Source organism: Gemmatirosa kalamazoonensis, assembly GCF_000522985.1.
In the GTDB taxonomy this organism is placed as follows: Bacteria; Gemmatimonadota; Gemmatimonadetes; order Gemmatimonadales; family Gemmatimonadaceae; genus Gemmatirosa; species Gemmatirosa kalamazoonensis.
Genome location: NZ_CP007128.1, coordinates 1,714,339 through 1,737,928, shown reverse-complemented (window position 1 = coordinate 1,737,928; position 23,590 = coordinate 1,714,339). Strand labels below are relative to the sequence as shown.

Annotated in this window: 21 protein-coding genes; 10 read left to right on the top strand and 11 right to left on the bottom strand. The window is 73.4% G+C overall.

What is annotated here, in order from left to right; genetic code table 11:
- Positions 1-29: 29 nt before the first annotated feature.
- Entirely contained in the window at positions 30-1,046 is a 1,017-nt protein-coding gene (locus J421_RS07630) for a class I SAM-dependent methyltransferase (RefSeq protein WP_148306204.1), read from the bottom strand.
- Positions 1,047-1,162: 116 nt separating this feature from the next.
- Entirely contained in the window at positions 1,163-2,305 is a 1,143-nt protein-coding gene (locus J421_RS07625) for a fatty acid desaturase (protein WP_158508682.1), read from the bottom strand.
- Positions 2,306-2,418: 113 nt separating this feature from the next.
- Between J421_RS07625 and J421_RS07620 the strand changes: the two genes are divergently transcribed.
- Genes J421_RS07620 through J421_RS07610 form a run of 3 tightly spaced genes read left to right on the top strand, consistent with a single transcriptional unit; the run spans position 2,419 to position 5,400 of the window.
- A complete protein-coding gene (locus tag J421_RS07620; RefSeq protein ID WP_025410581.1) occupies positions 2,419-3,339 on the top strand; it encodes a sigma-70 family RNA polymerase sigma factor in 921 nt (306 codons plus the stop codon).
- The gene (locus J421_RS07615; protein ID WP_025410580.1) at positions 3,336-4,307 is read left to right on the top strand and encodes a hypothetical protein; all 972 of its coding nucleotides are present in this window, start codon (positions 3,336-3,338) and stop codon (positions 4,305-4,307) included. The genes J421_RS07620 and J421_RS07615 overlap by 4 nt, the downstream gene beginning before the upstream one ends.
- Before the next feature lie 4 nt (positions 4,308-4,311).
- Positions 4,312-5,400 carry a ComEC/Rec2 family competence protein gene (locus tag J421_RS07610; RefSeq protein WP_025410579.1) on the top strand — a complete coding sequence of 363 codons (1,089 nt, stop codon included), beginning with the start codon at positions 4,312-4,314 and terminating at the stop codon, positions 5,398-5,400.
- Positions 5,401-5,556: 156 nt separating this feature from the next.
- Here the strand turns inward: J421_RS07610 and J421_RS07605 are convergent, their stop codons facing one another.
- Genes J421_RS07605 through J421_RS07590 form a run of 4 tightly spaced genes read right to left on the bottom strand, consistent with a single transcriptional unit; the run spans position 5,557 to position 10,736 of the window.
- Entirely contained in the window at positions 5,557-5,844 is a 288-nt protein-coding gene (locus tag J421_RS07605) for a DUF3006 family protein (RefSeq protein ID WP_025410578.1), read from the bottom strand.
- Positions 5,841-6,272: an FKBP-type peptidyl-prolyl cis-trans isomerase gene (locus J421_RS07600; RefSeq protein WP_025410577.1), complete on the bottom strand. Its 432-nt coding sequence runs from the start codon at positions 6,270-6,272 to the stop codon at positions 5,841-5,843. Before J421_RS07600 ends, J421_RS07605 begins: the two co-directional genes overlap by 4 nt.
- Before the next feature lie 32 nt (positions 6,273-6,304).
- Positions 6,305-9,100, bottom strand: a complete 2,796-nt coding sequence (locus J421_RS07595; protein WP_025410576.1) for a hypothetical protein — start codon at positions 9,098-9,100, stop codon at positions 6,305-6,307.
- Positions 9,093-10,736: a long-chain fatty acid--CoA ligase gene (locus tag J421_RS07590; protein WP_025410575.1), complete on the bottom strand. Its 1,644-nt coding sequence runs from the start codon at positions 10,734-10,736 to the stop codon at positions 9,093-9,095. Before J421_RS07590 ends, J421_RS07595 begins: the two co-directional genes overlap by 8 nt.
- Before the next feature lie 98 nt (positions 10,737-10,834).
- On the opposite strand from J421_RS07590, the gene J421_RS07585 reads away from it, so the two are divergent.
- From J421_RS07585 to J421_RS07575, 3 genes are all read left to right on the top strand, one after another.
- Entirely contained in the window at positions 10,835-11,596 is a 762-nt protein-coding gene (locus J421_RS07585) for a YciE/YciF ferroxidase family protein (protein WP_148306203.1), read from the top strand.
- 78 nt (positions 11,597-11,674) lie between these two features.
- A complete protein-coding gene (locus J421_RS07580) occupies positions 11,675-12,424 on the top strand; it encodes a cobalamin-binding protein (protein WP_025410573.1) in 750 nt (249 codons plus the stop codon).
- Positions 12,425-12,625: 201 nt separating this feature from the next.
- On the top strand, positions 12,626-13,900 hold the full coding sequence (locus J421_RS07575; protein ID WP_025410572.1) for a GGDEF domain-containing protein: 1,275 nt from the start codon (positions 12,626-12,628) through the stop codon (positions 13,898-13,900).
- Positions 13,901-13,903: 3 nt separating this feature from the next.
- Here J421_RS07575 and J421_RS07570 read toward each other — a convergent pair whose 3' ends face one another.
- Positions 13,904-14,551: a Uma2 family endonuclease gene (locus J421_RS07570; protein ID WP_025410571.1), complete on the bottom strand. Its 648-nt coding sequence runs from the start codon at positions 14,549-14,551 to the stop codon at positions 13,904-13,906.
- Positions 14,552-14,647: 96 nt separating this feature from the next.
- On the opposite strand from J421_RS07570, the gene J421_RS07565 reads away from it, so the two are divergent.
- Entirely contained in the window at positions 14,648-15,907 is a 1,260-nt protein-coding gene (locus J421_RS07565; RefSeq protein ID WP_025410570.1) for a GIY-YIG nuclease family protein, read from the top strand.
- Between the two features lie 110 nt (positions 15,908-16,017).
- Positions 16,018-17,184: a DUF2911 domain-containing protein gene (locus J421_RS07560; protein ID WP_025410569.1), complete on the top strand. Its 1,167-nt coding sequence runs from the start codon at positions 16,018-16,020 to the stop codon at positions 17,182-17,184.
- Between the two features lie 107 nt (positions 17,185-17,291).
- Here J421_RS07560 and J421_RS07555 read toward each other — a convergent pair whose 3' ends face one another.
- The gene (locus J421_RS07555; RefSeq protein WP_025410568.1) at positions 17,292-18,941 is read right to left on the bottom strand and encodes a M20/M25/M40 family metallo-hydrolase; all 1,650 of its coding nucleotides are present in this window, start codon (positions 18,939-18,941) and stop codon (positions 17,292-17,294) included.
- A gap of 159 nt (positions 18,942-19,100) precedes the next feature.
- Between J421_RS07555 and J421_RS07550 the strand changes: the two genes are divergently transcribed.
- A complete protein-coding gene (locus tag J421_RS07550) occupies positions 19,101-20,582 on the top strand; it encodes a hypothetical protein (protein WP_025410567.1) in 1,482 nt (493 codons plus the stop codon).
- An 89-nt stretch (positions 20,583-20,671) separates the two neighbouring features.
- Positions 20,672-20,917 (top strand): putative signal transducing protein, encoded by a 246-nt coding sequence (locus tag J421_RS07545; protein WP_025410566.1) that lies wholly within the window; start codon positions 20,672-20,674, stop codon positions 20,915-20,917.
- 52 nt (positions 20,918-20,969) lie between these two features.
- Here the strand turns inward: J421_RS07545 and J421_RS07540 are convergent, their stop codons facing one another.
- From J421_RS07540 to J421_RS07530, 3 genes are all read right to left on the bottom strand, one after another.
- Positions 20,970-21,785 carry an outer membrane lipoprotein-sorting protein gene (locus tag J421_RS07540; RefSeq protein WP_148306202.1) on the bottom strand — a complete coding sequence of 272 codons (816 nt, stop codon included), beginning with the start codon at positions 21,783-21,785 and terminating at the stop codon, positions 20,970-20,972.
- 34 nt (positions 21,786-21,819) lie between these two features.
- Complete coding sequence (locus tag J421_RS07535; protein ID WP_025410564.1) at positions 21,820-23,094, bottom strand: MFS transporter; 1,275 nt, start codon at positions 23,092-23,094, stop codon at positions 21,820-21,822.
- A 133-nt stretch (positions 23,095-23,227) separates the two neighbouring features.
- Positions 23,228-23,575: a hypothetical protein gene (locus tag J421_RS07530; RefSeq protein WP_025410563.1), complete on the bottom strand. Its 348-nt coding sequence runs from the start codon at positions 23,573-23,575 to the stop codon at positions 23,228-23,230.
- Positions 23,576-23,590 lie beyond the last annotated feature (15 nt).

The following is a 23,590-nucleotide window of genomic DNA, read 5'->3' as shown; positions in this document are numbered from 1 at the left end:
ACGCAGCCACGCACCCACGCAGCGATCACTCACGCCTTCTCGATCTCCAGGTACACCACGTTCCCCCCGCCGTCACGGAACGTGCGCTGCCGCGCGATCTCCGCGCCCGGCACCGCCGCCGCGATCTCGCCCATCTCCGCTTCGTCGCGGTAGATCAGGCGCCACGCCATGTACGACTCCATCACGCCGATGTCGCGCAGCTCGGGGCAGAAGTTCGCCACGAGCAGCCGGCCGCCCGGCGCGAGCATCTCGAACAGCCGCGCGGTGAGGCTCGCCGCGACCGGCGTCGGCAGGTAGTCGTAGAGCCCCGCCGCGTACGCGAGCGTGAGCCCCGTGTACGCCACGCGCCGCGTCAGCACGTCGCGCACCGAGCCGAGCACCGGCGTCACGCCTAACGCGGCGTGCTCGCGCTGCAGCAGCCCGATCGAGATCGGGTCCTGGTCGAGCGCGTGGAACGAGGCGACGCCGCCGCCGAGCACCGCGGACGCGCGCTGGGCCTCGCGCAGGTGGCCGCACGCCACCGACAGCACGCGCGCGCCGCGCCCCCCGGCCCGCGCCGCCGCCTCGTCGATCGCGTCGACGAGGAGGTCGCACCGCTCGCGCACGCTCGTCGCCGACGGCGACCGCATCGTCACGGCGTTGAGCGCGGCGCCGAGCGGCGTCGTCCCCTCGGGCAGCGGCACCGCGCCGTAGATCAGGTCGAGCATCCCCGCGTCGCCCGGATAGCCGCGCGGCTTCTCGAACGCGCGCCACAGGAACGGATCCTGGTGCATGACGCCCGCGAGCGGGTGACCCAGGCACACGTCCTCGGCGAACGCGCGCCACGTCTCCGTCGGCAGCGTGTCGTACACCCGACGCAGGCCGCCGGCGAGCGCGTCGATCCCGTGGACCAGCGCGCCGTCGAGCAGCCGGTCGTGCGTGTCGTCGAGCAGACGCTCGGCTTCGGCCAGCGTGCCTAACACGGTGCGCGTCTCGGCGGTCGTCGCGCCGGTCGGCGGCACGTAGGGGAACACCGCGGGCGCGCGGCGCATCTGTGGAGCGGTCATGGCGGGTCTCCGGGGGCTGATCGGGCGGGGTCGGGCGCGGCGTCGCCACGCGGCGACGCCGCGCGGCGTCACGAGATTGGTGGGACGCGTGCGCCGGTTTTCTCACTCGGCCATCGTTAGGCCGACGCGCGCGCCTCCTCGTCCAGCCGTCGCTCGGCTGTCGTCGGCACACCGTCGAACGTCAGCCAGCGGTGCGCGCGGTAGTCGTACAGCTGGCACGTGCGGAACGTCCGCCGCGTGCCGGCGAGCGTGAACCGCTCCGTGATCACGTTCGCCTCGCCGAACGCCGCCTCCACCGCGCGCTGCGCGTCCTTCAACCGGTACAGCGGCACCCGCGTGTCGACGTGGTGCGCGGTGTGGTCCATGATGTGGTGCAGCAGCGCGTCGGCCCACGCCGGGAACTCCACGTGCACCGTGCCCTGCACCTGCGACCGGAAGTAGCTCCATTCGCGCTCGTCGTCGTACCACAGCACGCGCGGGTGCGTGTGGTGCTGGAACGTCGCGAACCCCATGAGCCACGCGAACGCGGCGAACGGCACCACGAGGCCGAGCACCGCGATGCCGCACGCCGCGCCGAGCGGCGCGCCGCCCCACCGCGCGAGCGCCGCGAGCGCCGCCGCGTGCAGCGCCACGAACGCCAGCACGAGCGCGCGGTCGGCCGCGAACGAGCCGCGGCGGTCGATGTGCGCGCGGTGCTCGGCGCTCGGCCGCATCTCCAGCGGCCACCAGATCTCGAGGACGTACAGCAGTCCCACGCCGTACCACGACCGGTACGCGCGCTCCAGCGTGCGGCGCCACGGGCCCAGCGCGCGGTACTCCTCCAGCGTGAGCGGCGCGTACACCGGGTCCTTGCCGCGCAGGTTCGTCCAGCCGTGGTGCAGCGCGTTGTGCGAGTGCGCCCACGCCACGAACGGGTGGAGGCTCGGCAGGAACGCCGCGCGGCCGAGCCACGCGTTGAGCCGCGCGTTAGGCGTGAGGCTGCCGTGGCACGCGTCGTGGCCGACGACGAACAGCACCCCCGCGGCGAGTCCGTTCGCCACCGCGAGCAGGACGCGCATCCACCACGTCGGCGCGAGCGCCATCCACGCCGCCGTCGCCATCCACCCGAGCGCGCTCACCACGAAGCACGCGACGCCGGCCGCCGCCGAGCGCTCGCGCGCGTCGTGCGGCAGCGTGTCGCGCACCTGCTTCACGGAGTGATCGGGGCGCGTCGGTCGGTGGCGCGCGGCAGGGCGTTCGGGCGAGAGGATTGCGGACATGGCTCGCGGGGCGGGAGGTCGAACGGCGCGGGACTCTTCGTTGGAAGGACGCGAGCCCCGCCTTTCCCACCGCCGTATCCGTTTGCGTCCCCACGGCGTACCTTCCCTGCGCAATGACGGAGCGCGACGACTACGAGGCGCTGTTCCTCTCCCACTTGCCGTTCCTCGAGCGCGCGCTCGACGCCGTCGCCCGCGTGCTCGGGATGCGCGACGGTGACGCCGAGGAGTTCGCATCGTGGGCGAAGGAGCGCCTCTGGGAGGGCGACTACCGCATCCTCCGCAAGTGGCGCGGCGAGAGCCGGCTCACGACGTACCTCACGACCGTCGTCACGACGCTCGGCCGCGAGTTCCGCGTCAAGCAGTGGGGACGCTGGCGTCCCTCCGCCGCGGCGCAGCACAACGGACCGCTCGCCGTGCGCCTCGAGACGCTCGTCTACCGTGACGGACTGCGGCTCGAGGAAGCCGCGGAGCTGCTGCGCACCCGCGGCGAGACCGAGGCCTCCGACCACGACCTCGCCGTGCTGCTCGCGCGCTTGCCCGCGCGCGCACGACCGCGTCGCGGCGACGAGCGCGACGTGTCGCTCGACGGCCTCCCCGCGTCGACCGTCGCCGACGACCGGGTCGACTCGGCGGAGAGCCTCGCCGAGCGGCGCACGGCGTACGAGGCGATGTACGAGGCGATCCGCCGGCTCGAGCCGCTGGAGCAGGTCGTCATCCGCATGCACTTTCTCGAAGGACGCAGTCTCGCCGACGTGGCGCGTGCGCTCGACGTGCCGCAGAAGCCGTTGTACCGCATGAAGGACCGCGCGCTGGCGACGCTGGCGCACCACCTGACCACGGCCGGCATCACGCGCGAGCAGGTGCGCGACCTGCTCGGCGGCTCGCTCCCCGCCGACGCGCCGGAGACGGACGCGGGTCGCGGGAACTCGCTCGGGTCGTGGCCCTCTAAGCGTTCATGCGACTCGAGCCCGGAGACCGAGGGGAGTGGCTCGTCCACGTCCTCGTCCGATCGGTCGGGAGGTCGGCATCCATGAGTGAACCGGTCGACGCCGAGCGGCTCGCGGCATTTCTCGACGGCCGACTGAACGTCCGCGAGCGCGAGGCGCTGCTCGCGGAGCTCGCCGAGTCCGACGACGCGCGCGACGCGCTCGGCGACGTGGCGGCCGTGCTGCGCGACCTCGAGCAGTCGGGCGTGGTGAAGCAGACCGACCTCGACACGCTCGGCACGATGCCGCCCGAGCCCCCGCCGACGGTCCGCGACCCGACGACCGCCATCGACGCCTCCGCGCCGCCCGGCGCGGATCGCGCGACCGGCGACGTGCGCGACATCGGTTCGGCACGCGTTAGGCGCACGCCGTGGTGGGGCGCGCTCGCCGCCGCGGTCCTCGTCGCCGCGGTCGGGCTGTCGCTGTACGCGCGCGCCGGCCGCGCCGACGACCCCGCGGCGCTCGTCGCGGCGCTCGGCGACGCGCGGCCGTCGGCCGGCGAGCCGACATGGTCGGCCACGCGCGGCGCCGGTCCCGCGCTCGCGCCGCGCGCGCGTGCGGTGCGCTTCGGCGCGCTCGCCGCGGCGCTGCAGCTCGCGGCACGCACGCGCGACACGTCGGCCGCGTCGCTCGCGCGCCGGGCCGCGGCGCTGCTCGACGACGTCTCGGGTGCCGCGCCCGCCGCCCAGATCTACCGCGCCATCGCCGCGCGGCCCGCCGCGCCGGCCGATTCGCTGGACGCGCTGCTGCGCGACGGGTGGGAGACCGGCGCGTCGGTCGTCGGCGCGGACGACGCGTGGCTCGGCGCGTGGCTCGCCACCGCGCGCGAGGCCGCGGCGCGGCGTGACACCACCTTCTTCCGGCACCGCGCCACGCGCCGCGCGCTCGACGTCCTCTCCGCCACGACGGACCAGGCGCCCGCGGCGGCGCACGTCGCGCGCGCCGCCGACGGCGCCCCCGACTGGGGCACGCTGCCCGCCGACCTCTCGGCGCTCCTCGAGTCGCTCGGGAGCTGACGCGGTGCGACGCTCCCCACTCGTCATCGCCGCGGTGCTCGCCGCCGTGGTCATCGTCGGCGTCGTGCTCGCCCGCCGCGCGTCGCATCGCACCGCGGTCGTGACGACCGGCCCCGGCGGCGGCACGTCGTTAGGCGGCCCGACCGCGCCGGGCGACCTCGTGATCCGCATGCTCGACGTCGGTCAGGGCGACGCCACGCTGATCACGAACGGCGGCAGCGTCGCCCTCGTCGACGGTGGTCCGGACCAGAACGCGCTCGGCGCGCGCCTGGACGCGCTCGGCCTCGGCCACGACACGACGATCGACGTCGTCGTCCTGTCGCACGCGCACGCCGATCACTACATGGGGCTGCGCGAGCTGTTCGCGTCCAGGCGGCGGCTGAAGGTCCGCTACGTGTTCGAGAACCGCGACGCGTCGACGAACCGCACGCTCGCCACGCTGCGCGACTCCATCATCGCCCGCGCGCGCCGCGGCGAGCTGACCTACCGCGACAGCGACGACCCGTGCGGCGATGGGCGGCCGGTGTGCACGATCACCATGCGGGGGGGCGCGCGTCTCGAGGTCGTGCGCCCCGACCCGTCGTCGAAGGACCCGAACGATCGCTCCACCGCGGTGAAGATCGTCGCCGCCGACTCGTCGCGGTTCACGATGTGGCTCGCCGGCGACGCCGAGCGCGAGGAGCTCGCGTGGTTCGACCAGGTCGGCTATCCCACGCAGCCCGGCATGCGCGCGGACGTGCTGAAGGCCGACCACCACGGCAGCTGCAACGGCGTCACCGCGCACTACCTGGCCGAGGTGCATCCGCGCCGCGTGCTCGTGTCGGTGGGCGCGGAGAACGACTACGGGCACATGCACGAGCAGGCGAAGGCCGCCTACCGCGCCGCCGGCGTGCCCTGGTACCGCACCGATCGCAACGGCACCATCACCGTGCGCGTGCCCGCCGCGGGCGGCGCGTTCACCGTGACGCCCGAGCACCCCGGCGAGAGCCTCGACGGCCAGTCGGACCGCGCGTCGACGAGCGGGGAGTGCCGCTCCATGACCGGCGACGAGGCGCCTAACGCTCAGCGGCCGCGACGGCGGCGGCGTCCATGACTCCACGTACGAGTTCTTGCAGGACTGAAGAAGGACTGAAGGAGGACTGAAGAAGGACCACCAACACTCTTTGTGTTTGGTCCTTCTTCAGTCCCCCTTCAGTCCTTCTTCAGTCCCACGAACACACGTACGTGGAGCCCTGAACGGCACGCCCCGTCACAGCTTCACGTCGCCGCCCTTCTTGTCGACCGGCGCGTCGCGCATCTGCTTCTCCGAGGCGGCGAGCGCCTCGCGGGTGGCTGCGGGGTCGGTCTTCACGACGATGGACACGCGGTCCGGCCCGCGCGACCGCTCCACCGCGAGCACGTCCCCCTCGTGCGCGTCGACCGGGATCAGCCACCGCGGCACCTTCTCGATCGCGTCGCCGTCGACCTCGACCGACGCGACCGACGGGCCTAACGAGGTCACGACCCACCGCTCCCCGTCCGACCCGCGCGCGCTCACGCCGCCGGCTCGCAACCGACGAGCTCCAGCGCGAACGTGAGGTCCTCCCCGGCCAGCGGGTGGTTCGCGTCGAGCACTACGTGCTCCGGGGTCACCTCGCGCACCGTGACGTTCACCGCCTCGCCGCCGCGTCCCACCTGGAGCTGCTGGCCCACGTGCGGGCTCACGTTCGGCGGCACCTGCGCGCGCGGGATGCGCAGCAGCATCGCGTCGTTCCGGTCGCCGTACGCGTCGGACGAGGGGATCGTCACCGTGCGCGTCTCGCCCACCTCCATCCCGGTGACCGCGGCGTCGAAGCCGGCGATCACGTGCCCCCCGCCTAACGTGAACTCGAGCGGCTCGCGGCCGCGCGACGAGTCGAACTGCGTGCCGTCCTTCAGCGTGCCCGTGTAGTGCACGCGCACCGTGTCCCCGCGCTTCGCCGGCATCCTCTCCGTCCTCCGATGAAATCTCGCCAAAGCTAACCGCGCATACCCGCTGCCGCCGTGACGACCACCGCGTCGAGGTAGGCGGCTACGTCCGGAGCGGTGTCGTCCCAGTAGTGCGTGTGCGCGCCGGCGCCGATGCACCAGTCCGCGCGCCCCTCGGCGTCGAGCGCAGCGGGGCCGCCGGTGCGGTCGTACACCGCGAGGTCCGCGCGCCCCAGCCACAGGTTGCGCCCCACGTAGTCCCCCGAGCGGTACGCGTTCACCCACGTCGCCACGCCGAGCGGCGCCGCCGACGGACGGTCCGACGCGAGCGCCGAGTCGTCGGGACGCGTCCAGCCGTAGAGGTGCGGGAAGTGCCGGCCGAAGAGCTGGCGCAGCGGGCTCCCCATCGTCACGAGGTGCACCGCCACGTCTTCCGTCGCGTCGTCCGCCGAGTCGCGCGTGAGCCCGAGCCGATCGAGCGGCGACGGCGTCACGCGGTCGTCGCTCTCCCGCAGGTAGCGCAGCAGGTCGGCCGTGATCACCGTGCCGAGCGAGTGCGACACGATCACGACGTGCGAGTACCCGCGGCCCGCCGCGTCGCGCCAGTCCGCGAGGTGTCGCAGCAGCGACGCGTACCGCTCGGCGATGCGCGCCCGCGGCGTGCGGTCGCGCGGCGACGTGCGCATGTAGTTGTCGACGTCGAGCAGCACGTCGAGCGTCGCCGTGAGGTCCGAGAACACGTTGCTGAACATCACCACCGCGATCCCCGCCACGCCGCCGCCGACGAACAGCGCGCCCGCCGAGTCGAGCACCGAGCGCGTGCCGGGGCCCACGAGATCGAGGAAGCGGACCGCGTCCGCCGGCTTGGCGCCGTACACCTCGGCGAGGAGCAGCGCCAGCACCGCGGTCGGCACGCCGAACGCGCCGCCCCACAGCCCCCACGAAAGTGCGCCGATGCACGCCCGTCCGCGATCGAGCCACGCGCCGTACGTGCGCGACGTCGCGTTCGCGCGCGTGCGGTCGGCGTCGCTCATCGCGTCGAATGGCGCGTCGCGGGGCTGCGCCACCTCCGACGCGAGCGACGGTGCCGCGACCGTGAGGTAGAACACGAGGCACGCCGCCGACACGCCGAGCATCGCGACGAAGCCCACGCCGGCCTGCGTGAACAGCAGCCCGTGGAGGTACGTGAGCGCCACGTCGCGGCCTGTGTCGTAGCGCGCCCGTTCGTCCGCGCTCGCCTCGTCGCGCAGCAGCCGCCTGACGGCGCCGGCGTCGCGCCATGTCGTCTGGTCCATGAGCGCGATCACCACGTGCGGCGGCGCGGCGAGCCAGTCGACGAACGGCCGCGCCCCCGTGGCGGTCTCCACCACGCGCATGTCGACGCCGCGGTACAGCGTATCGGCGCGGTTCAGCACCTCGAACACGCCGCTCCAGAGCACCATCGTCACCGAGAGGAAGCCGATGAACGGGATCGACAGCGTTAGGCGCGCGGTGGCGCACGCGTCCGCCGCGCGGGCCCGCCGCGCACGCTCGGCCGGCGTCCTGCGCGGCAGGAGCCGCACGCCGACCCACGCCGCGGCGGCCGACACGATCGCGCCCAGACCGGTCACGACGAGCGACGCGCCGAGCGTGGCGAACGTGAGCCGCGTCGTCCAGAGGGCCGCGTACTCCACCGCGTGGGCGCGCGTCGGTGCGTGCGCGGCGAACGTCCCCAGGAACGCGACGAACGCGGCGAACGCCACGCCGTACGCCGCGGCGCCGACGAGCTTCGCGCCCGGACGGACGCGCTCGTAGCCCGCGACGAGCGCCAGGAACGGCACCGCGCAGGCGAGCCACCACACGATGGCGAGCGCGCCGTCGTCGCCTAACGGCGTGGCGGCGAGCGCCAGCTCCGCCGCCACCGCGATCGCGCAGCCGACCGGCGGCGCGATCACCCACGCCCGCTGCGACGGCGCGCGCCACTCGAGGCGCGCGGCGTTCCGCGCGCGGGCGACGCGCCAGAGCGCGTACGCGGCCCCCGCCGTCCCCACCAGCCCCGCGGCGGCAGCGAGCAGCACGTCGTCCAGCGCCGTGGGGATCAGCGCGCGCGGCACGACCGCGAGCACCGCGACGAGCGCCACGAGGTTGAGCAGCGCGATCGGCAGCGAGAGCAGCCGCACGGCCGCCGTGTACGCGCGGCTGCTCCACCGCCACGTCCCACCGCCGTTCTCGAGGTACGTAAAGTCGAGCACCTGCTGCCCGAGGTGCCCGAGGTGGAACAGCAGCTGGTAGAGCGCGCCGATCGTCTGCAGCACCCCCGACTGCAGCCGCGACAGGTCGGCCCAGTACGACTCGTAGACGTGCACCCCCACCGGCGGCGCGCCCGGCGTGCGGCGGCGCGCGACGAGCCGGCGCGTCTCGTGGACCGAATCGCGCGGCTCGTACGCCTCGAGCTGCGACGCCATGAACGCGTTCGAGAACCGCCCCGTGTGTCCGTCGACGTCGTCCCCGTCGGTGTCGTCGCGCGGCCGGATGCGGTGCTTGCGCGCCGCGCTGACGTACGACGACCGCTCGTCGAGCGCGCGCGCCAGTCGCGAGCGGTGCGCCTTCGGCGTCGCGCTTCCCGGCGGCGCGCCCGCCGGCTGCAGCGCGACGCGCACCGACTCGGCGACGAACGGGCCGTAGCCGTCCGCCGCGTCCGGCGCCGCGTGCGCGAGCATCGACGCGATCGCCTCCACCGACTCGAACGGCTTCTGGTCGGCGACACCGTGCACGGCGACCACCGCCACGTACGCGCCGACCTCCGCCGCGCCGTCGGCCGACATGCCGTACGACGCGGCGGGACGGGTGCCTAACAGCTCAGACATGGGCGGCGGCCGGCACGGCGGAATCGGCGAACCGTTCGCGCAGGGCGGACTTCAGGAACTTCCCGACCGACGTGCGCGGGATCGCGTCGACGAACTCGAACCGCTCCGGCAGCCACCACGACGCGAACTGCGGCGCGAGATGCGCGCGCAGCTCGTCGGGTGTCGCCGTCGCGCCGGGCTTCAGCACCACGGCCGCGAGAGGGCGCTCCTGCCACCGCGGGTCGGGTACGGCGATCACCGCCGCCTCCGCCACCGCGGGATGCCCCATGAGCGCGTTCTCGAGCGCGACGGAGCTGATCCACTCGCCGCCGCTCTTGATGAGATCCTTCGACCGGTCCGCGACCTCGATCGTGCCGTCGGGCCAGATCGCGACCACGTCGCCCGTGCGGAACCAGCCGTCGTCGGTGAAGCGCGACGCGCCCTCGTCGCTCTCGTAGTACGACGCCGCGACCCACGGGCCGCGCACCTCCAGCTCGCCTAACGTGCTGCCGTCCCACGGCACGAGCCCGTCCTCGCCGCGCGCGCGGATCTCGACGAACGGGATCGGGCGCCCCTGCTTCGCGCGGTAGGCCAGCTGCGCCTCGCGCGGCGCGTCGTGCAGCGTGTGCGGCACCGCGGCGATGCTCCCCACCGGCGACAGCTCGGTCATCCCCCAGCCGTGGCACATGTCGATGCCGTGCCGCTGGGCGAAGCCGTTGATCATCGCCGGCGGCGGCGCCGCGCCGCCCACGATGAGACCGCGCAGCGCCGAGAGGTCGTAGCGCCCCGGCGCCGCGTCGAGCGCCGCGAGGAGGCCGAGCCAGATCGTCGGCACGCCCGCGGCCCACGTCACCCGCTCGGTCACCATCAGCTCGAGCAGGCTCGCCGGATCGAGATGCGGGCCCGGGAAGACGAGCGACGCGCCCGTCAGCGCCGCCGTGTACGGGAACCCCCACGCGTTCGCGTGGAACATCGGCACCACCGGCAGGATCACGTCCGACTCGCGGCACCCGAAGCCGTCGCCCATCGCGCCCGCCATCGTGTGCAGCACGAGCGCGCGATGCGAGTACAGCACCGCCTTCGGCCGGCCCGTCGTCCCCGACGTGTAGCACATCGCCGCCGCGTCGTGCTCGTCGAGCGCGGGGAACGCGAACGAATCCGGGGCCGCGTCGAGCAGCGTGTCGTAGTCGTGCGCGCCCTCCGGGAGCGGAGAGCCGTTGGGCCCATCCTCCTGCACGACGATCACGTGCTGCACGCGCACCTGCGGCGCCACGCGGTGCCACAGCGGCAGCAGCGACGCGTCCACGATCACCACGCGGTCGTCGGCGTGGTTCACGATGTACGCCAGCTCGTCCGCGTGCAGCCGCAGGTTGAGCGTGTGCAGCACGGCGCCCATGCGCGGCACGGCGAGGTACGCCTCGTAGTGGCGGCGGTGGTTCCAGCACAGCGTCGCCACGCGGTCGCCGCGTCGCACGCCGAGTGCATGGAGCGCGGCGGCGAGCCGCCGACCGCGCGTCAGCACCTCGGCGTACGTCGACCGCTCCACCTGCCGGTCGCACCGCCGACTGACGATCGCGCGCCGGCCGAACAGCGTCTCGGCGCGGCGCGCGATGGCGTCGATCGTCAGCTGGTAGTCGTCCATCATCAGGCCGCGCATGTGCTCCTCCCCGGTCGGTGCGGTCGCGCGAATGTACGGCGCCCCGCCGCGCCCGCTAGGCGGCGGGTCGACGACCACGGAACGTCGCCGTCGCCCGCGTGCGTGACGCCGTCGCCGAAGAACGTGCGCGTCGCGCGGCACACTCCCTGCCCACCCACGGGCGACCCCATGACCGGAGCGTTTGCATGTCCGTACAGAGCCTGCCGGAGCTGTTGATCCACGATCTCGGTGACATCCTGTTCGCCGAGCGCACCATTCTGAAGGCGCTGCCGAAGATGATCCGCGAGGTGTCCGGCGCCGAGATGCGCGCGCGCCTCGAGCAGCACTACGAGGAGACGCAGCAGCAGGTCGGCAACCTCGAGCTCGCGTTCGCGGCGTTAGGCGAGCGCGCGCAGGCGCAGCGGTGCCCCGGCATCCTCGGCATCATCCAGGAGCACGACGAGTTCAAGTCCGAGGAGGAGCCGTCGAAGCCGATCATGGAAGCGTTCGACCTCGGTGCCGGCCTGCGCGTCGAGCACTACGAGATCGCCGCCTACCGCTCGGCCATCGCCATCGCGCGCAACCTCGGCATCCCGGAGGTCATCGACCTGCTGCAGCGCAATCTCGACCAGGAGCTCGCGATGGCGTCGTTCATCGAGAGCAACGCCGCGATGGCGCTCGAGACCGCGCGCGCGAACGCCGAAGCGGCCGCCGCGAAAAGCGCCTCGCGCGGCGGCGCGAAGAAGGGCGGCGCGCGCAAGGGCGGCGCGAAGAAGGGCGCCGTCAAGCGCGGCGCGGCGAAGAAGGGCGGCGCGTCGAAGCGCGGCGGCGCGAAGAAGGCGACCGCGAAGAGGGGCAGCACCAAGCGCGCACGGCGATGAGCTAGCGCAGAGCGCAGAGCGCAGAGACCGGTCGCTCACTCTGCGCTCTGCGCTCCACGCTCTGCGCTAGCTTCCAGCATGCGCGTCGTCTCCCTCTGCCCCAGCCTCACGGAGCTCGTCTTCGACCTCGGCCGCGGCGACACGCTCGTCGGGCGCACGAAGTTCTGCGTGCACCCGGCGGACGCGGTCGCCGCGGTGCCGTCGGTGGGCGGCACGAAGAACCCCAAGATCGATCGCGTCGTCGCGCTCGGCCCCGACCTCGTGCTTCTGAACGAGGAGGAGAACCGCCGCGAGGACGCCGAGGCGCTGCGCGCCGCCGGCGTCGCGTGCCACGTGTCGTTTCCGAAGACCGTGCCGGACACCGCCGTGATGGTCCGCTCCATCGCCGCTGCGCTCGACGCGCGCGACGCCGGCGAGCGCATCGCCGCCGACATCGAGACGCGGCTCGCGCGCGTGCGCGCCGAGCGTGCCGACCGGCCCTCCGTGCGTTGGGCGTATCTCATCTGGCGGAATCCGTGGATGACGGTCGGCGGCGACACGTTCGTCAGCGCGCTGCTCGATGCGGCCGGCGGGGAGAACGTCTTCGCCACCCGCACGCCCCGCTACCCGGAGATCGAGCCCGCCGAGCTCGCGGCCGCGGACCCGGCGCTCGTGCTTCTCGCCTCGGAGCCGTTCCCGTTCGACGACCGGCACGTCGACGAGCTCGCGGCCGCCACCGCCCTCCCCCGCGACCGGTTCCGCCTCGTGGATGGGGAGCTGCTGTCGTGGCACGGGTCCCGGACCGCCCGCGGAATCGACTACGCCGCGGAACTGCTGCACGCTAGATGACGCTGGTGTGCGCGGTTCACCCCGGGAACGTATCCTGGGCGCGCGTGCGGTCGTCCTAGCCAAAGCGGTCACGGCGGTAGAGCTTACCGCCGACGCTCGGGCGGCGCGGCCCGCGCAAACCGCGGTTGCTCTCGCAGCAGTCGCTGTGTCTCTCCGCGCCGCAGGGCGGGGCGCGGGCCCCCGAACGCTCACGGTCTCTCGATGGCGCTCGCGTCGATCGGGTCGGTCGTCTCGTCCATGCTCGCCCTGCAGCTCGCGCAGGCCCTCCTCACGGCGGGCGTGCTGTGGGTATTCCAGCGCCGGTTCGGGTATCCGGTGCTCGCGTACTGGACGTACGGCTGGGTGGCGATGGCGGGCCAGCTCGTGGGCGTCGTGGGGTTCGGTCTCCTCGAGGGCCACGCCCCGCCGACCGGGTTCGCGCTCACCGCGATCGCCGTCTTCACGCTGCTTTGCGAGTACCTGCGGGTGGCGTGGCTCGTCCTCGGCGCGTTCGCGATCGCCGAGCACCGCGATGTGCCCGACCGGCCGGAGCGGTGGATCGTGTACGCCGCGGCGGGGATGGCCGTCGTCACCGCGGCGCCGTTCGCGACTACGCCGGGCGCCACGTTCGGGCGCTTCGTCGCTCGCGTCGGTGTGATGGCGGTGCTCACCGGCGTCGGACAGCTCGCCGCCGGCGTCGACCTGTGGACGCGCACGCTGCGCCGCTACCGCCGCGGCGCCGACCCGCGGTGGACGACCCTGCACGATCCGCCCGCGCTCGGCCAGCGGCTCGTCGCCGCGGCGTTCGTCGCGCTCGGCGCGCTGGCCCTCGTCGCCCTCGCCGAGCAGCTCGCGGCGCCGCCGCCCATCGACGTGCCGCCGGTGGTGCTGCCGGTGGCCGAGGCGCAGCTGCTGCTGAACTTCGCGCTCGGCTTGGGCCTCGTGATCTGGCTGCTCGAGGGCGAGCAGCGCCGCACGCTGGAGGCGGCGCACCGCGCCGAGCACATGGCGTATCACGACGCGCTCACCGGGCTGCCGAACCGGCTGCTGCTGATGGACCGGCTCAAGTTCCTCGTCGCCCACGCGAAGCGCACGCGCCAGCCGTTCGCCGTGTTCTTCCTCGACGTCGATCATTTCAAGTCGATCAACGACACGTTCGGCCACGCCGCGGGCGACCGGCTGCTGCAGCAGGTCGGCGCGCGCCTCACCGCGCAGCTGCGCGAGGCGGACACCGTCGCGCGGCTCGGCGGCGACGAGTTCGTGGTCCTCACGCCCGACCTGCGCAGCGGCACCGACGTCGCCGCGGTCGGCGAGAAGCTGCTGGAGGCGGCGCGCGCGCCGGTCGTGCTCGAGGACCGCGAAGTGCGCGTCACCGTGAGCATCGGCGTGAGCCTCTTCCCCGACGACGGCGAGGACGCCGACGTGCTGCTGCGGCGCTCGGACAGCGCGCTCTATCAGGCCAAGGAGTCGGGGCGCGACGCCGTGCGGCTCGCCTGACGCCTAACGGTACTGGGCCGGCACCTCTTCGCGGACGCGCAGCGCCTCGTCGGGCGGCGGCAGCGTCACGCCCTCGTAGATCTCGTCGAGCGTCAGCGTGATCGCGGGACACGACAGCGCGATCGCGCCCTCGTCGACGAGTGTGTCGCGCTGCCAGTGCCCGGCCGCGTCGCGGCGGTAGTGGTCGACGAGCCGGCGCCGCTGCTCGACGAGGAGATACGTGCCTAACGAGGGGATCGTCGTGTACGCCGCGAGCTTCTCGCGCTGATCGGTGCGCCGCGTGGAGCGGGAGAGCACCTCGACGAGCAGACAGGGCGCCTCCTCGCAGTACTCGTCGTCCAGCTCCGGTCCGCAGGCGACCATGACATCGGGATAGTAGACGCGGTCGCGCAGCCGCAGCTTGATGCCGCTCATGAACGCGCGGCACGGCCCCTCTCGCGACGCTTCCAGGCAGCGCGCGAGGATGTTCCCGGCGACCCGGCTGTGACGCTTCGACTCGCCGACCATCGCGAACGCCTCACCGGCCACGAACTCGTGCCGGATCGGGCTCCCGTGCTCGAACACCCAGTACTCCTCCATCGTCATGAGACGTGGGGAGCGGCGCTCGTCCTCGTCGTCGCGCGGCTCGTCGTGCCGGACGGGGTAGGCCATGCGCCGAGCATACGCCGCCTCGGCGCCGAGTGAAAGACCGTGCGAACGCGCACCGGCCCGTGGGCACGTTCACGGTGTTTGGGTATTCTTCGGTCGATGTCCCCCTCCCCCCGCCGCTCCCGCCCGCCGCAGCTCCGCGCGCCCGTCGCGTCCGACGACCTGCGACACGTCGCCTACGGCCCCGCGCCGGTCGCCGTCCGTCGCCAGCTGCGCGCGCGGGTCGCCGCCGAAGCGGAGAATCGGCCCGGCGTGTACCGGATGCTCGGCGCCACGGGGCTCGTGCTCTACGTCGGGAAGTCGAGCCGTCTGCGCACGCGGCTGCTGAGCTACTTCCAGAGTGCGCGCAAGCGGCGGCGCCGCGACCGGCAGTCGCGCATCGTCCGCATGGCGCACGCGATCGAGTGGGAGTACTGCCACGACGAGTTCGCGGCGCTCCTCCGCGAGCTGCGGCTCATCAAGCAGCACCGGCCGCGGTTCAACATCGCGATGAACGTGGACGAGATCCGCCGGGGGTGGCTCGGTCTGACGTCGGGCCCCGTGCCGGGGCTGCGGCTCGTGCTCCGCTCCGACGACCCCGAGGCCGCGGTGCTCTACGGCCCGTTCCGGCGGCTCTCGATGCTCGGCGACGCGATGCGCGCGCTGGCCGAGGCGACGGGCATCCGGGACTGCGACCTGTCGACCGGCGGGCTCGCGTTCGCGGACGCGCCGGCGAAGCGTCGGAGGGGTACGGCGCGCGTCGTTCCGGTACCGACGATGACCGCGGCGGGTGGAACCTTGGGCGAAGGGGGGGGAGCCCCCCTGGTACCTAGTCCCCGCTCGCCGGGATGTCTCCGCTACGAGCTCGGAGGCTGCCTGGGCCCCTGCGTCGGTGCGCCGCTGGCCGCGGCGTACGCGGAGCGCGTGCAGGAGGCGCGCGACTTCCTCGCCGGCCGCACCCGCCGCCCGATCGAGACGCTGCGCGGCGCCATGCTCGCCGCGGCGGAAGCGTGGCACTTCGAGCGCGCGGGCTCGCTGAAGACGAAGCTCGAGGCGCTGGAGTGGCTTGCCGAGCGGCTCGCGCGCTTCCACGCCGGCGCCGACCGGTTGTCGTTCGTGCACCGCGCGCGCGGTCACGACGGCTCCGAGCGGCTCTATCTCGTCCGGCGCGGCACCGTGCGCGCCGAGCGGCCGGCGCCGACGACGTCGACCGAGGAGCGCGAGCTCGCGGCGCTCGTGCAGCGGGTGTACGAGGGCCCCGATCCGAGCGGCGCGGACATCCCGACGCACGACCTCGAGGAGTTCTACCTCGTCGCGAGCTGGTTCCGGAAGCACCCGCCGCAGCGGGTGCGCGTGGCCGGCGCGCGCGCGGGATCGTAGTTCCCAGGGGGGCTCCCCCCCTTCGCCCAGGGTACCGCGCGTGGGTCGCCCGCGCGGTACCATTCGAGCGCGCGCCGGACCATTCCGACGCGTCACCCGGACTCCCATCCATGCGACTCGCTCTCCTCCCCGCCCTCGCACTCGTCGCCGGGCCGCTCGCCGCGCAGCAGCGCGTCTCCAAGGACGCTTCCGCCGCCGGCGGCGCGTTCGTCGTGCGCCTCGGATCCGACACCGTCGCCGTCGAGCGCTACGCGCGCATCGGCAACCGCGTCGAAGGCGACGTCGTGAACCGCGCGCCCACCGTGCGCGTCACGCACTACGTCGTCGAGCTCGACCCCGCGGGACGTGTGACGCGCGCGCAGTTCGCGTCGCGCCGCCCCGACGGCTCGCTGGTGCCTAACACCGCGAAGTCGGCGACGATCTCGTTCCGCGGCGACTCCGCGTACAGCGAGATCCTCACCGCCGCCGACACCACCGTGCGCCTCGCCGCGCGCGTGCCGGCGGGGACCGTGCCGGGGCTCGCGAACTCGTACGCGATGCAGGAGCTCGCGCTGATGCAGCTCCGCGCGTCGCGCGCGCCGAGCGGATCGCTCTCGCAGTACTCCGCCGGCGCGCAGGGCGTGAACCCGCTGAAGGTCACGATCGCCGGCAACCGCGCGACGCTCGACTACTTCGGCGACCCGATCGTCATGACCACCGACGCGGCCGGCCGACTGCTCGCCGTCGACGGCACCGCGTCGACGAACAAGATCGTCGTCGAGCGCGTCGCGACGGTCGACGTTCCGACACTCGCGACCGCGTTCGCCGCGCGCGGCAACATGGGCCAGACGTCGCCGCGCGACACCGTGCGCGCCGCCGCGGCCGGCGCGCAGCTCTGGATCGACTACGGCCGCCCCTCGGTGCGCGGCCGCACGGTGTGGGGCGGGCTGCTCGTGCCGTACAACGCCGTGTGGCGCACCGGCGCGAACGCGGCGACGCAGCTCTCCACGTCGGCCGACCTCATGATCGGCGGCGCGACGGTGCCCGCGGGGAAGTACACGCTGTGGACGTATGCCGCGCCCGACGGCTACCAGCTCGTCGTCAACAAGCAGACGGGCCAGTGGGGCACCGAGTACAAGGCCGACCAGGACCTCGTCCGCATCCCGCTCACCGCCGCCCCGCTCGCGTCGCCCGTCGAGCAGTTCACGTTCGCGATCGACCCCACGCCTGACGGCGGCACGATCCGCATGCTGTGGGGGGACAAGCAGCTGTCGGTGCCGTTCGTGGTGAAGAAGTGACGCGGCGTGGCTGCGTGGCTGCGTGGCTGCGTGCCTGCCGTTACGCAGCCACGCAGCCACGCAGCCACGCAGCCACGCAGCCACGCAGCCACGCAGCCACGCAGCGATCACTGGTTCGAGCGCGCCGGCGTGGAGCCCTTCCTCGGCACCTGCGCGTCCCGGTTCGCCGCCTGCATGACGAACGACGCGACCACCACCGCGTTCCACTTCATGTCGTCCGGCTGCAGCCGCTCGTAGAGATCCATGTTCGAGTGGTGCGTGCGCGTGCCGTACTCCACCTCGTCCTGGATGAACTGGAAGCCCGGCAGCCCCACCGCGTCGAACGAGAGGTGATCGGTGCCGCCCGTGTTCGCGAGCGTCAGCGTCTTCATGCCGCGGCTCTTGAACGGCGACATCCACGCGTCGAACAGCGGCGCGATCGCGTCGTTCCCCTGCAGGTACACGCCGCGGATCTTGCCCGTGCCGTTGTCGACGTTGAAGTACACGTCGAACTTCGCGTGCTCCGGCGAGTGCGTCGCCGTGTCGCCGAAGTGCTGCCGGACGTAGGCGCGGGAGCCTAACAGTCCCTCCTCCTCGCCCGTCCACAGGCCGATGCGCACCGTGCGACGCAGCGGCACGCCCGACGCCTTCAGGATGCGCAGCGCCTCCATCATGATCGCGCTCCCCGCCGCGTTGTCCGTCGCGCCCGTGCCGGCGTGCCACGAGTCGAAGTGCGCGCCCACCATCACCACCTCGTCCTTCAGACGACGGTCGGTACCCGGGATCTCGGCCACCACGTTGAACGCGTTGCGGTCGGCGTCGTACCACCGGTTCTGCGCGTTCAGCTCGAGCGTCACCGGTACGCCCTTCGCCAGCGTCCGCGCGATGCGGCCGTAGTGCTCCGCGGCGAGCACCGCCGTCGGCACGAGCGGCGCGTTGGGCGCCGTGTCGCGCGACCCGCCGGTGCTCGACACGAACACCGTGCCGTCGTCCCCCTGCCCCTGCAGCAGCACCGCCGCGGCCCCCTCCTCGGCCGCCGCGCGGATCAGCCGCGGCACGAGCTGCTGCCGCTGGAAGCGCAGGCGCTGCTCGGGAGTCATCTGCGATGGATCGAACGCGCCGCGCCGCTGGGCGCTGGGCTGCGGCATCGGCGCTGCGGCCATCTCCGCGAGATCCGCGTCGGTGCGACGCGACCCCTGCGGCGTGAACCGCGCCGGCACGTCGCGCGGCGCCCCGACCAGGACGAACTTCCCGCGCAGCTGCCCGCGATACTTCGCGAGGTCCGCCTCGCTGTCCGCCTGCACGAGGATCGCCTGCCCGGTCACCGCGCCGCTCGTTCCGGGCGTCCACGCGCTCGGGTACGCGATCGCCTCCCACTTCTGCGGCTCGAGCACCTGCAGCGAGAACCGCTCGTTCGACCAGCCGCGCCCGAACGGCCCCCACGGCTCGAGGTGCACGTTCGACAGCCCCCAGCCGGTCATGGTCTTCATCGCCCAGTCGGCCGCCTGTCGGATCGTCGGCCCGCCGGTCAGCCGGGGGCCGTAGACGTCGGTCAGCCAGCTCGCCACGTCCATCACCTGCGACCGGTTGAACCCCTCGTCCTCGATGCGCGCCACGGCCGCCGAATCGACGCGCTCGACGCGCGCGGCCGGCGCGTCCTTCGTGACGGGCGCCTGGGCACGGAGCGGTGCACCCGTCCACGCGAGTGCGGCGAGCGATCCCGCGAGCGCCGCGGTCCGGCCCGCGCGGCGCGGCAGGCGAGCGATGTGAGCGTGCACGGAGATCTCCTGTTCGGGTCGGGGCCGCGACGCGACGAACGACGCGCGTGTGGCACTCCGAGTACGCGTCCCGCGGCCACGACGCTGGCCGCAACGCCGCGCCGGACGCAGGGTAGCACACCAGCCATGTCGTCTCGACCGTGCCGCCGGCCGCCCTGCATGCGCTTTCTCGCCGCGTCGATCGCGCTCGCGGCATGCGCACCGTCGCGCCCCGCGCCGGGCGACACGACGGCACTCGGGCGGGCGCTCGGCGCCCTCCGGCGCTCCGTCGTCGGCGAACGGTCGGCCCCCGAGACGATGACCGTCGCGATGCGGCGCGACTCGCTGCGTCTAGGTACTAGGGGGGGCTCCCCCCCCTTCGCCCATGGTGCTACGCGCGATTCCTCGCCCCCGTACCATTCGAGCGCCGACCGGATCCCGACGACGGCGGACAGCGCCTACGGCGACCCCGCCGACTGGCCGACGCGCGTCATCCCGTTCACCAGCACGACCGCCCCCGCCATCACGATCTGGCTCGGGGACACGCTGCGGCTCGACGCCCCGCCCGTTCCCGACGGCACCCCGCCGTCCATCGCGCGCGACCTTCGCTGGACGTCGATGGAGCCGTCGGTCGCGACGGTGGCCGCCGGCACCGTCACGCCGCGGGCGCCGGGTACCGCCTCCATCGTCGCCTGGCGCCGGGTCGGTGAGACCGTCACCCCACTCGTCGTGCGGCCCGCCATCCGCGGCCGGGTCGTCGCGGCCGACGATTCGCCCGTTCGCGCGCGCGTCGTGGCGCGCGTCGGACGCTGGACCGACAGCGCGTGGACCGGGCCGGGTGGCTGGTTCGTACTCCGTCCCGACCGGCCGCTCGACGGCGCCGCCACCGTCCGCGTCGTCCCCGACGACCCGGCCATCCACGCCGCCGCGCTCGACGACACCCCGCTCGACCGGCTCGCCGACGTCGACGTCGTGCTGCTGCCGACACGGTGGCGCATTGCCGCCGGCACCTATGCGGGAACCACGGTCCCCATCCGGCCATCGATCGCCAGCTCCCGTCTCCGCGACGCGCTGCGGCTCTGGCACCTCGCGCGCGTCGGCCGCGGCGGCGCGCCGGACGCCGGCGAGGCGGTCGGGTGGGCGGCCGAGCGTCTGCCGCTGAAGCTCGCGTTCGACCACGATGCGCGCGGGGGACCGATCGCCCGCGCCGATTCGGTGGCGTTCTGGCGCGCCGCCGAGCAGCTCCAGCGCGACCTCGGGATGTCGGTGTTCGTTCCCGCCACCGTCCCCGCCGGCGACGCCGACTTCGCGGGGATCGTCGTCACGCTCGACCCGCGCATCCGCGCCGAAGGGCTCACGACCGCCGGCTGGAACGGCGACGGCGATCTCTACGACGCCGTGGTCGCCATGCGCACGCGCGCGCTGCTCGCCGACCCCGGCGTGGTGACCCACGAGCTGCTCCACGCGCTCGGCGTCGGCCACGCGCCGTACGGGCTGCCGTCCGTCATGCACCCCGTCGGCGACGCCTCCACGACGCGCGCGACGGCAGAAGACGTGGCCTACGCCCAGTTGCTCTACGCCGTGCGGGCCCGCAGCCGCACCGGCCGCACGCTCGTCGGCATCGAGAGCGCCGACGAGTCCGCGCCCGCTCGGCGGCCATGACGCCCCGCAGCGTGGCACGCCGTGTGGACAGGCAGTAGCATCCGATCGAGCCGCACGATGCCCTTTCCGCAACCGGACGACGCCCCGAGATGTCTGCGCCCGTCGTGATCGCCAGCTTCGCGAACGAGTACGAGGCGCACGTCGCGCAGGCCGTCCTCGACGCGCACGAGATCCCGTCGATGCTGTTGCGCGACGACGCCGGCGGGATGCAGGTCGCCCTCAGCTGGCTCCGCGGCGTCCGCCTCGCCGTCCGCCACGAGGACGCCGTGCGGGCGCTCTATCTCCTCGAGCACGACGCCGCGCCGGACGACGACGACGAGGAGAAGACCGCATAGCTGCGTGGCTGCGTGGGCCGTTACGCAGCGACGCAGCGACGCGGCGACGCAGCTACTTGCTCTTCGCCCAGTGCGGCGCCGCGTTCCACTTCCGCGGGTCGAACATCGTCTCGCTCACCGGCGGATCGACGCGGATGTCGCTGTACTCCTCGACGAGCGTGCGCTGGTCTCCGACGTACGCCTCCACGCGCGCCGCCACCCAGCCGTTCCCCGCCGGGCGGTAGTCGGTGAAGCGGATGTCGCTCGTCTTCGTCGTGTCGCCCACGAACGGCTGCAGCAGCCGCACGAACACGAGGCGCTCCTTGTCCACCCAGATCTGCGGCGAGTGCAGGTCCGTCGCGCCGCTGCCGCCGACGATCCACACGGGCCGCCCCTCCCACACCCCGTCGCGCACCGGCGACATCGGGAAGCCGAGATCCTTGAGGATCGCCGCCGTGCGCGTCGCCGGCTGCCCGTAGACGTCGAAGCCGAGCACGAGCAGTGGGTTGCGACCGGCGAAGCTCCGGCGCAGCGCGTTGTTCAGGATGAGATACGTGCTGTCGTTCGCGTACAGCGTCCCGCCGCCGCGCTCGAGATCCGTGTCGATGCGCAGCCGTCCGGGCAGCATCATCGTCTCGTACCACGTGCTCTTCCGCTCCGCGCCTCCCTGGGGCGGCACCTGCGTGGTCGTCTGCCGGAACGTCATCGTGCGATACCACTTGCCGGCGTAGCGGTCGTGCATCGCGCCGAGCAGCTGCTCGCCCGATGTGATGCGGACCTCGGCGGGCGCCGGGGTCGGACGGGCGCGGGCGCAGGCGCCGGAGGCGACCGCCGCGAAGGCGAGTCCCATCGCGAGACGTCGGCCGGGGAGGAGACGCGGGGAAGGCATGGAGAGGTCTCGGGAGTGTGACGGATTCCTAACGTTAAGCGGTCGCCGCCGCGGTCGGGGGGGGCTCGATCCCGCGCAGCCGCCGCAGTGTCGGTACGCCCCACCCGATCGCGGCGACGACGACGAGCGTCGCGGCGCCGCCGAACACCACCGACGGCGCGGCGCCGAGCAGCTTCGCCGCCACGCCGCTCTCGAAGGCGCCGATCTCGTTCGACGAGCCGATGAAGATCTGGTTCACCGACGACACGCGGCCGAGCAGCTGCTCGGGCGTGAAGACCTGCAGCAGTGTCGAGCGGATGACGACGCTCACCATGTCCACGATGCCGCTGAAGAACAGCAGCGCGACCGACAGCGCGAAGCTGCGCGACAGCCCGAACCCGACCATCGAGCACCCGAACAGCGCGACGGCGACGAGCAGCGCGCGACCGGCGCGTCGGAACGGCGGCCGGTGCGCGAGGGCGAGCGACATGAGCACCGCTCCCGCCGCGGGCGCCGCGCGCAGCACGCCCAAGCCCTTCGGTCCGACGTGGAGGATCTGATCGGCGAACACTGGGAGCAGCGCGGTCGCGCCGCCGAACAGCACCGAGAACAGGTCGAGCGTCATCGCGCCGAGTATCACCGGCTGCGCCTTCAGGAAGCGGAGCCCGACGCCCAGGCTCTCGGCGATCGGCACCGCCGCATGCTCGCGCGCCGGCGAGCGGTGGCGCATGAGCCAGAACGCGCCGCACGCGAGCACCATCAGCACGACGCAGATGACGTATGCCGGCGTCGCACCGGCGAAGCCGTACAGCAGCCCGCCTAACGCCGGCCCCCCGACGGCGGCGATCTGCCACGTCACGCTGCGCCACGTCACCGCGTTCGGCAGCGTCTCGCGCGGCACGAGCTCCGAGCTCAATGCCACGCGCGCCGGCTGCAGGAACGAGCGCCCGATGCCGGAGACGAAGATGATCGCGTAGACCAGCCGCACGAACGTGCGCGGCGGCAGTGGGAACAACGCGAGCGCCAGCAGCGCCACCGCGCACCCGAGCAGCACCGCGGTCGAGAGGAGCGCGAGCCGCCGGCGGTCGATGTGGTCGGCGACGTGCCCGGCGACGAGCGCCACCGCGATGAACGGCAGCGCCTCGGCCAGCCCGATCAGGCCGAGCGAGAGCGGATCGTGCGTGACGTCGTAGACCTGCCAGGAGACGACGAGCTCCTGCACCTGCCCCGAGAGCGTCAGCGCCAGCGCGCCGAGCGTGTACCACCGGAAGTTCGGGATGCGCAGCGCCGCATACGGATCGTGCGCGCCGCGGATCGAGACGGACGACATGCGGGGAACCTAACGGCAGGGCAAGAGGGCAGGAGGGCAGGAGGGCAGGAGGGCACGCACGAAACGAGGGCAGGAGGCCTGATGGCTCTCCTGCCCTCGTTTCGTGCCCTCCTGCCCTCTTGCCCTGTCCCGGTCAGTACCGCCCGACGTACTCGCCCGACCGTTCGCGCTGCGGGTAGTCGTCCGCCGTGTCGTCCGGGGCACCGACGATGGACGTCGGGGTGCGGCCGAGTGCGCGCATGACCAGCGCCCAGACCGCGGCGATCCCGGCGATGCTGCCGGACACGCCGATGCAGAAGCTCAGCACGTCGAGGAGCAGCGAGCCGCCAAGGTGCCAACCCCAGTACCGGGCCAGCAGGCGGAAGCCGCCCACGTACGCGAGCCGGCCCCAGATCGCGAAGGCCAGGAGCGCGACGACCGCTTCGATCGTCCGACGCTGCCAGGTGGCCCAGCTGCGACGTGTCGCGCGAGGGGATGCCATCAGCGGCGGGAGAGA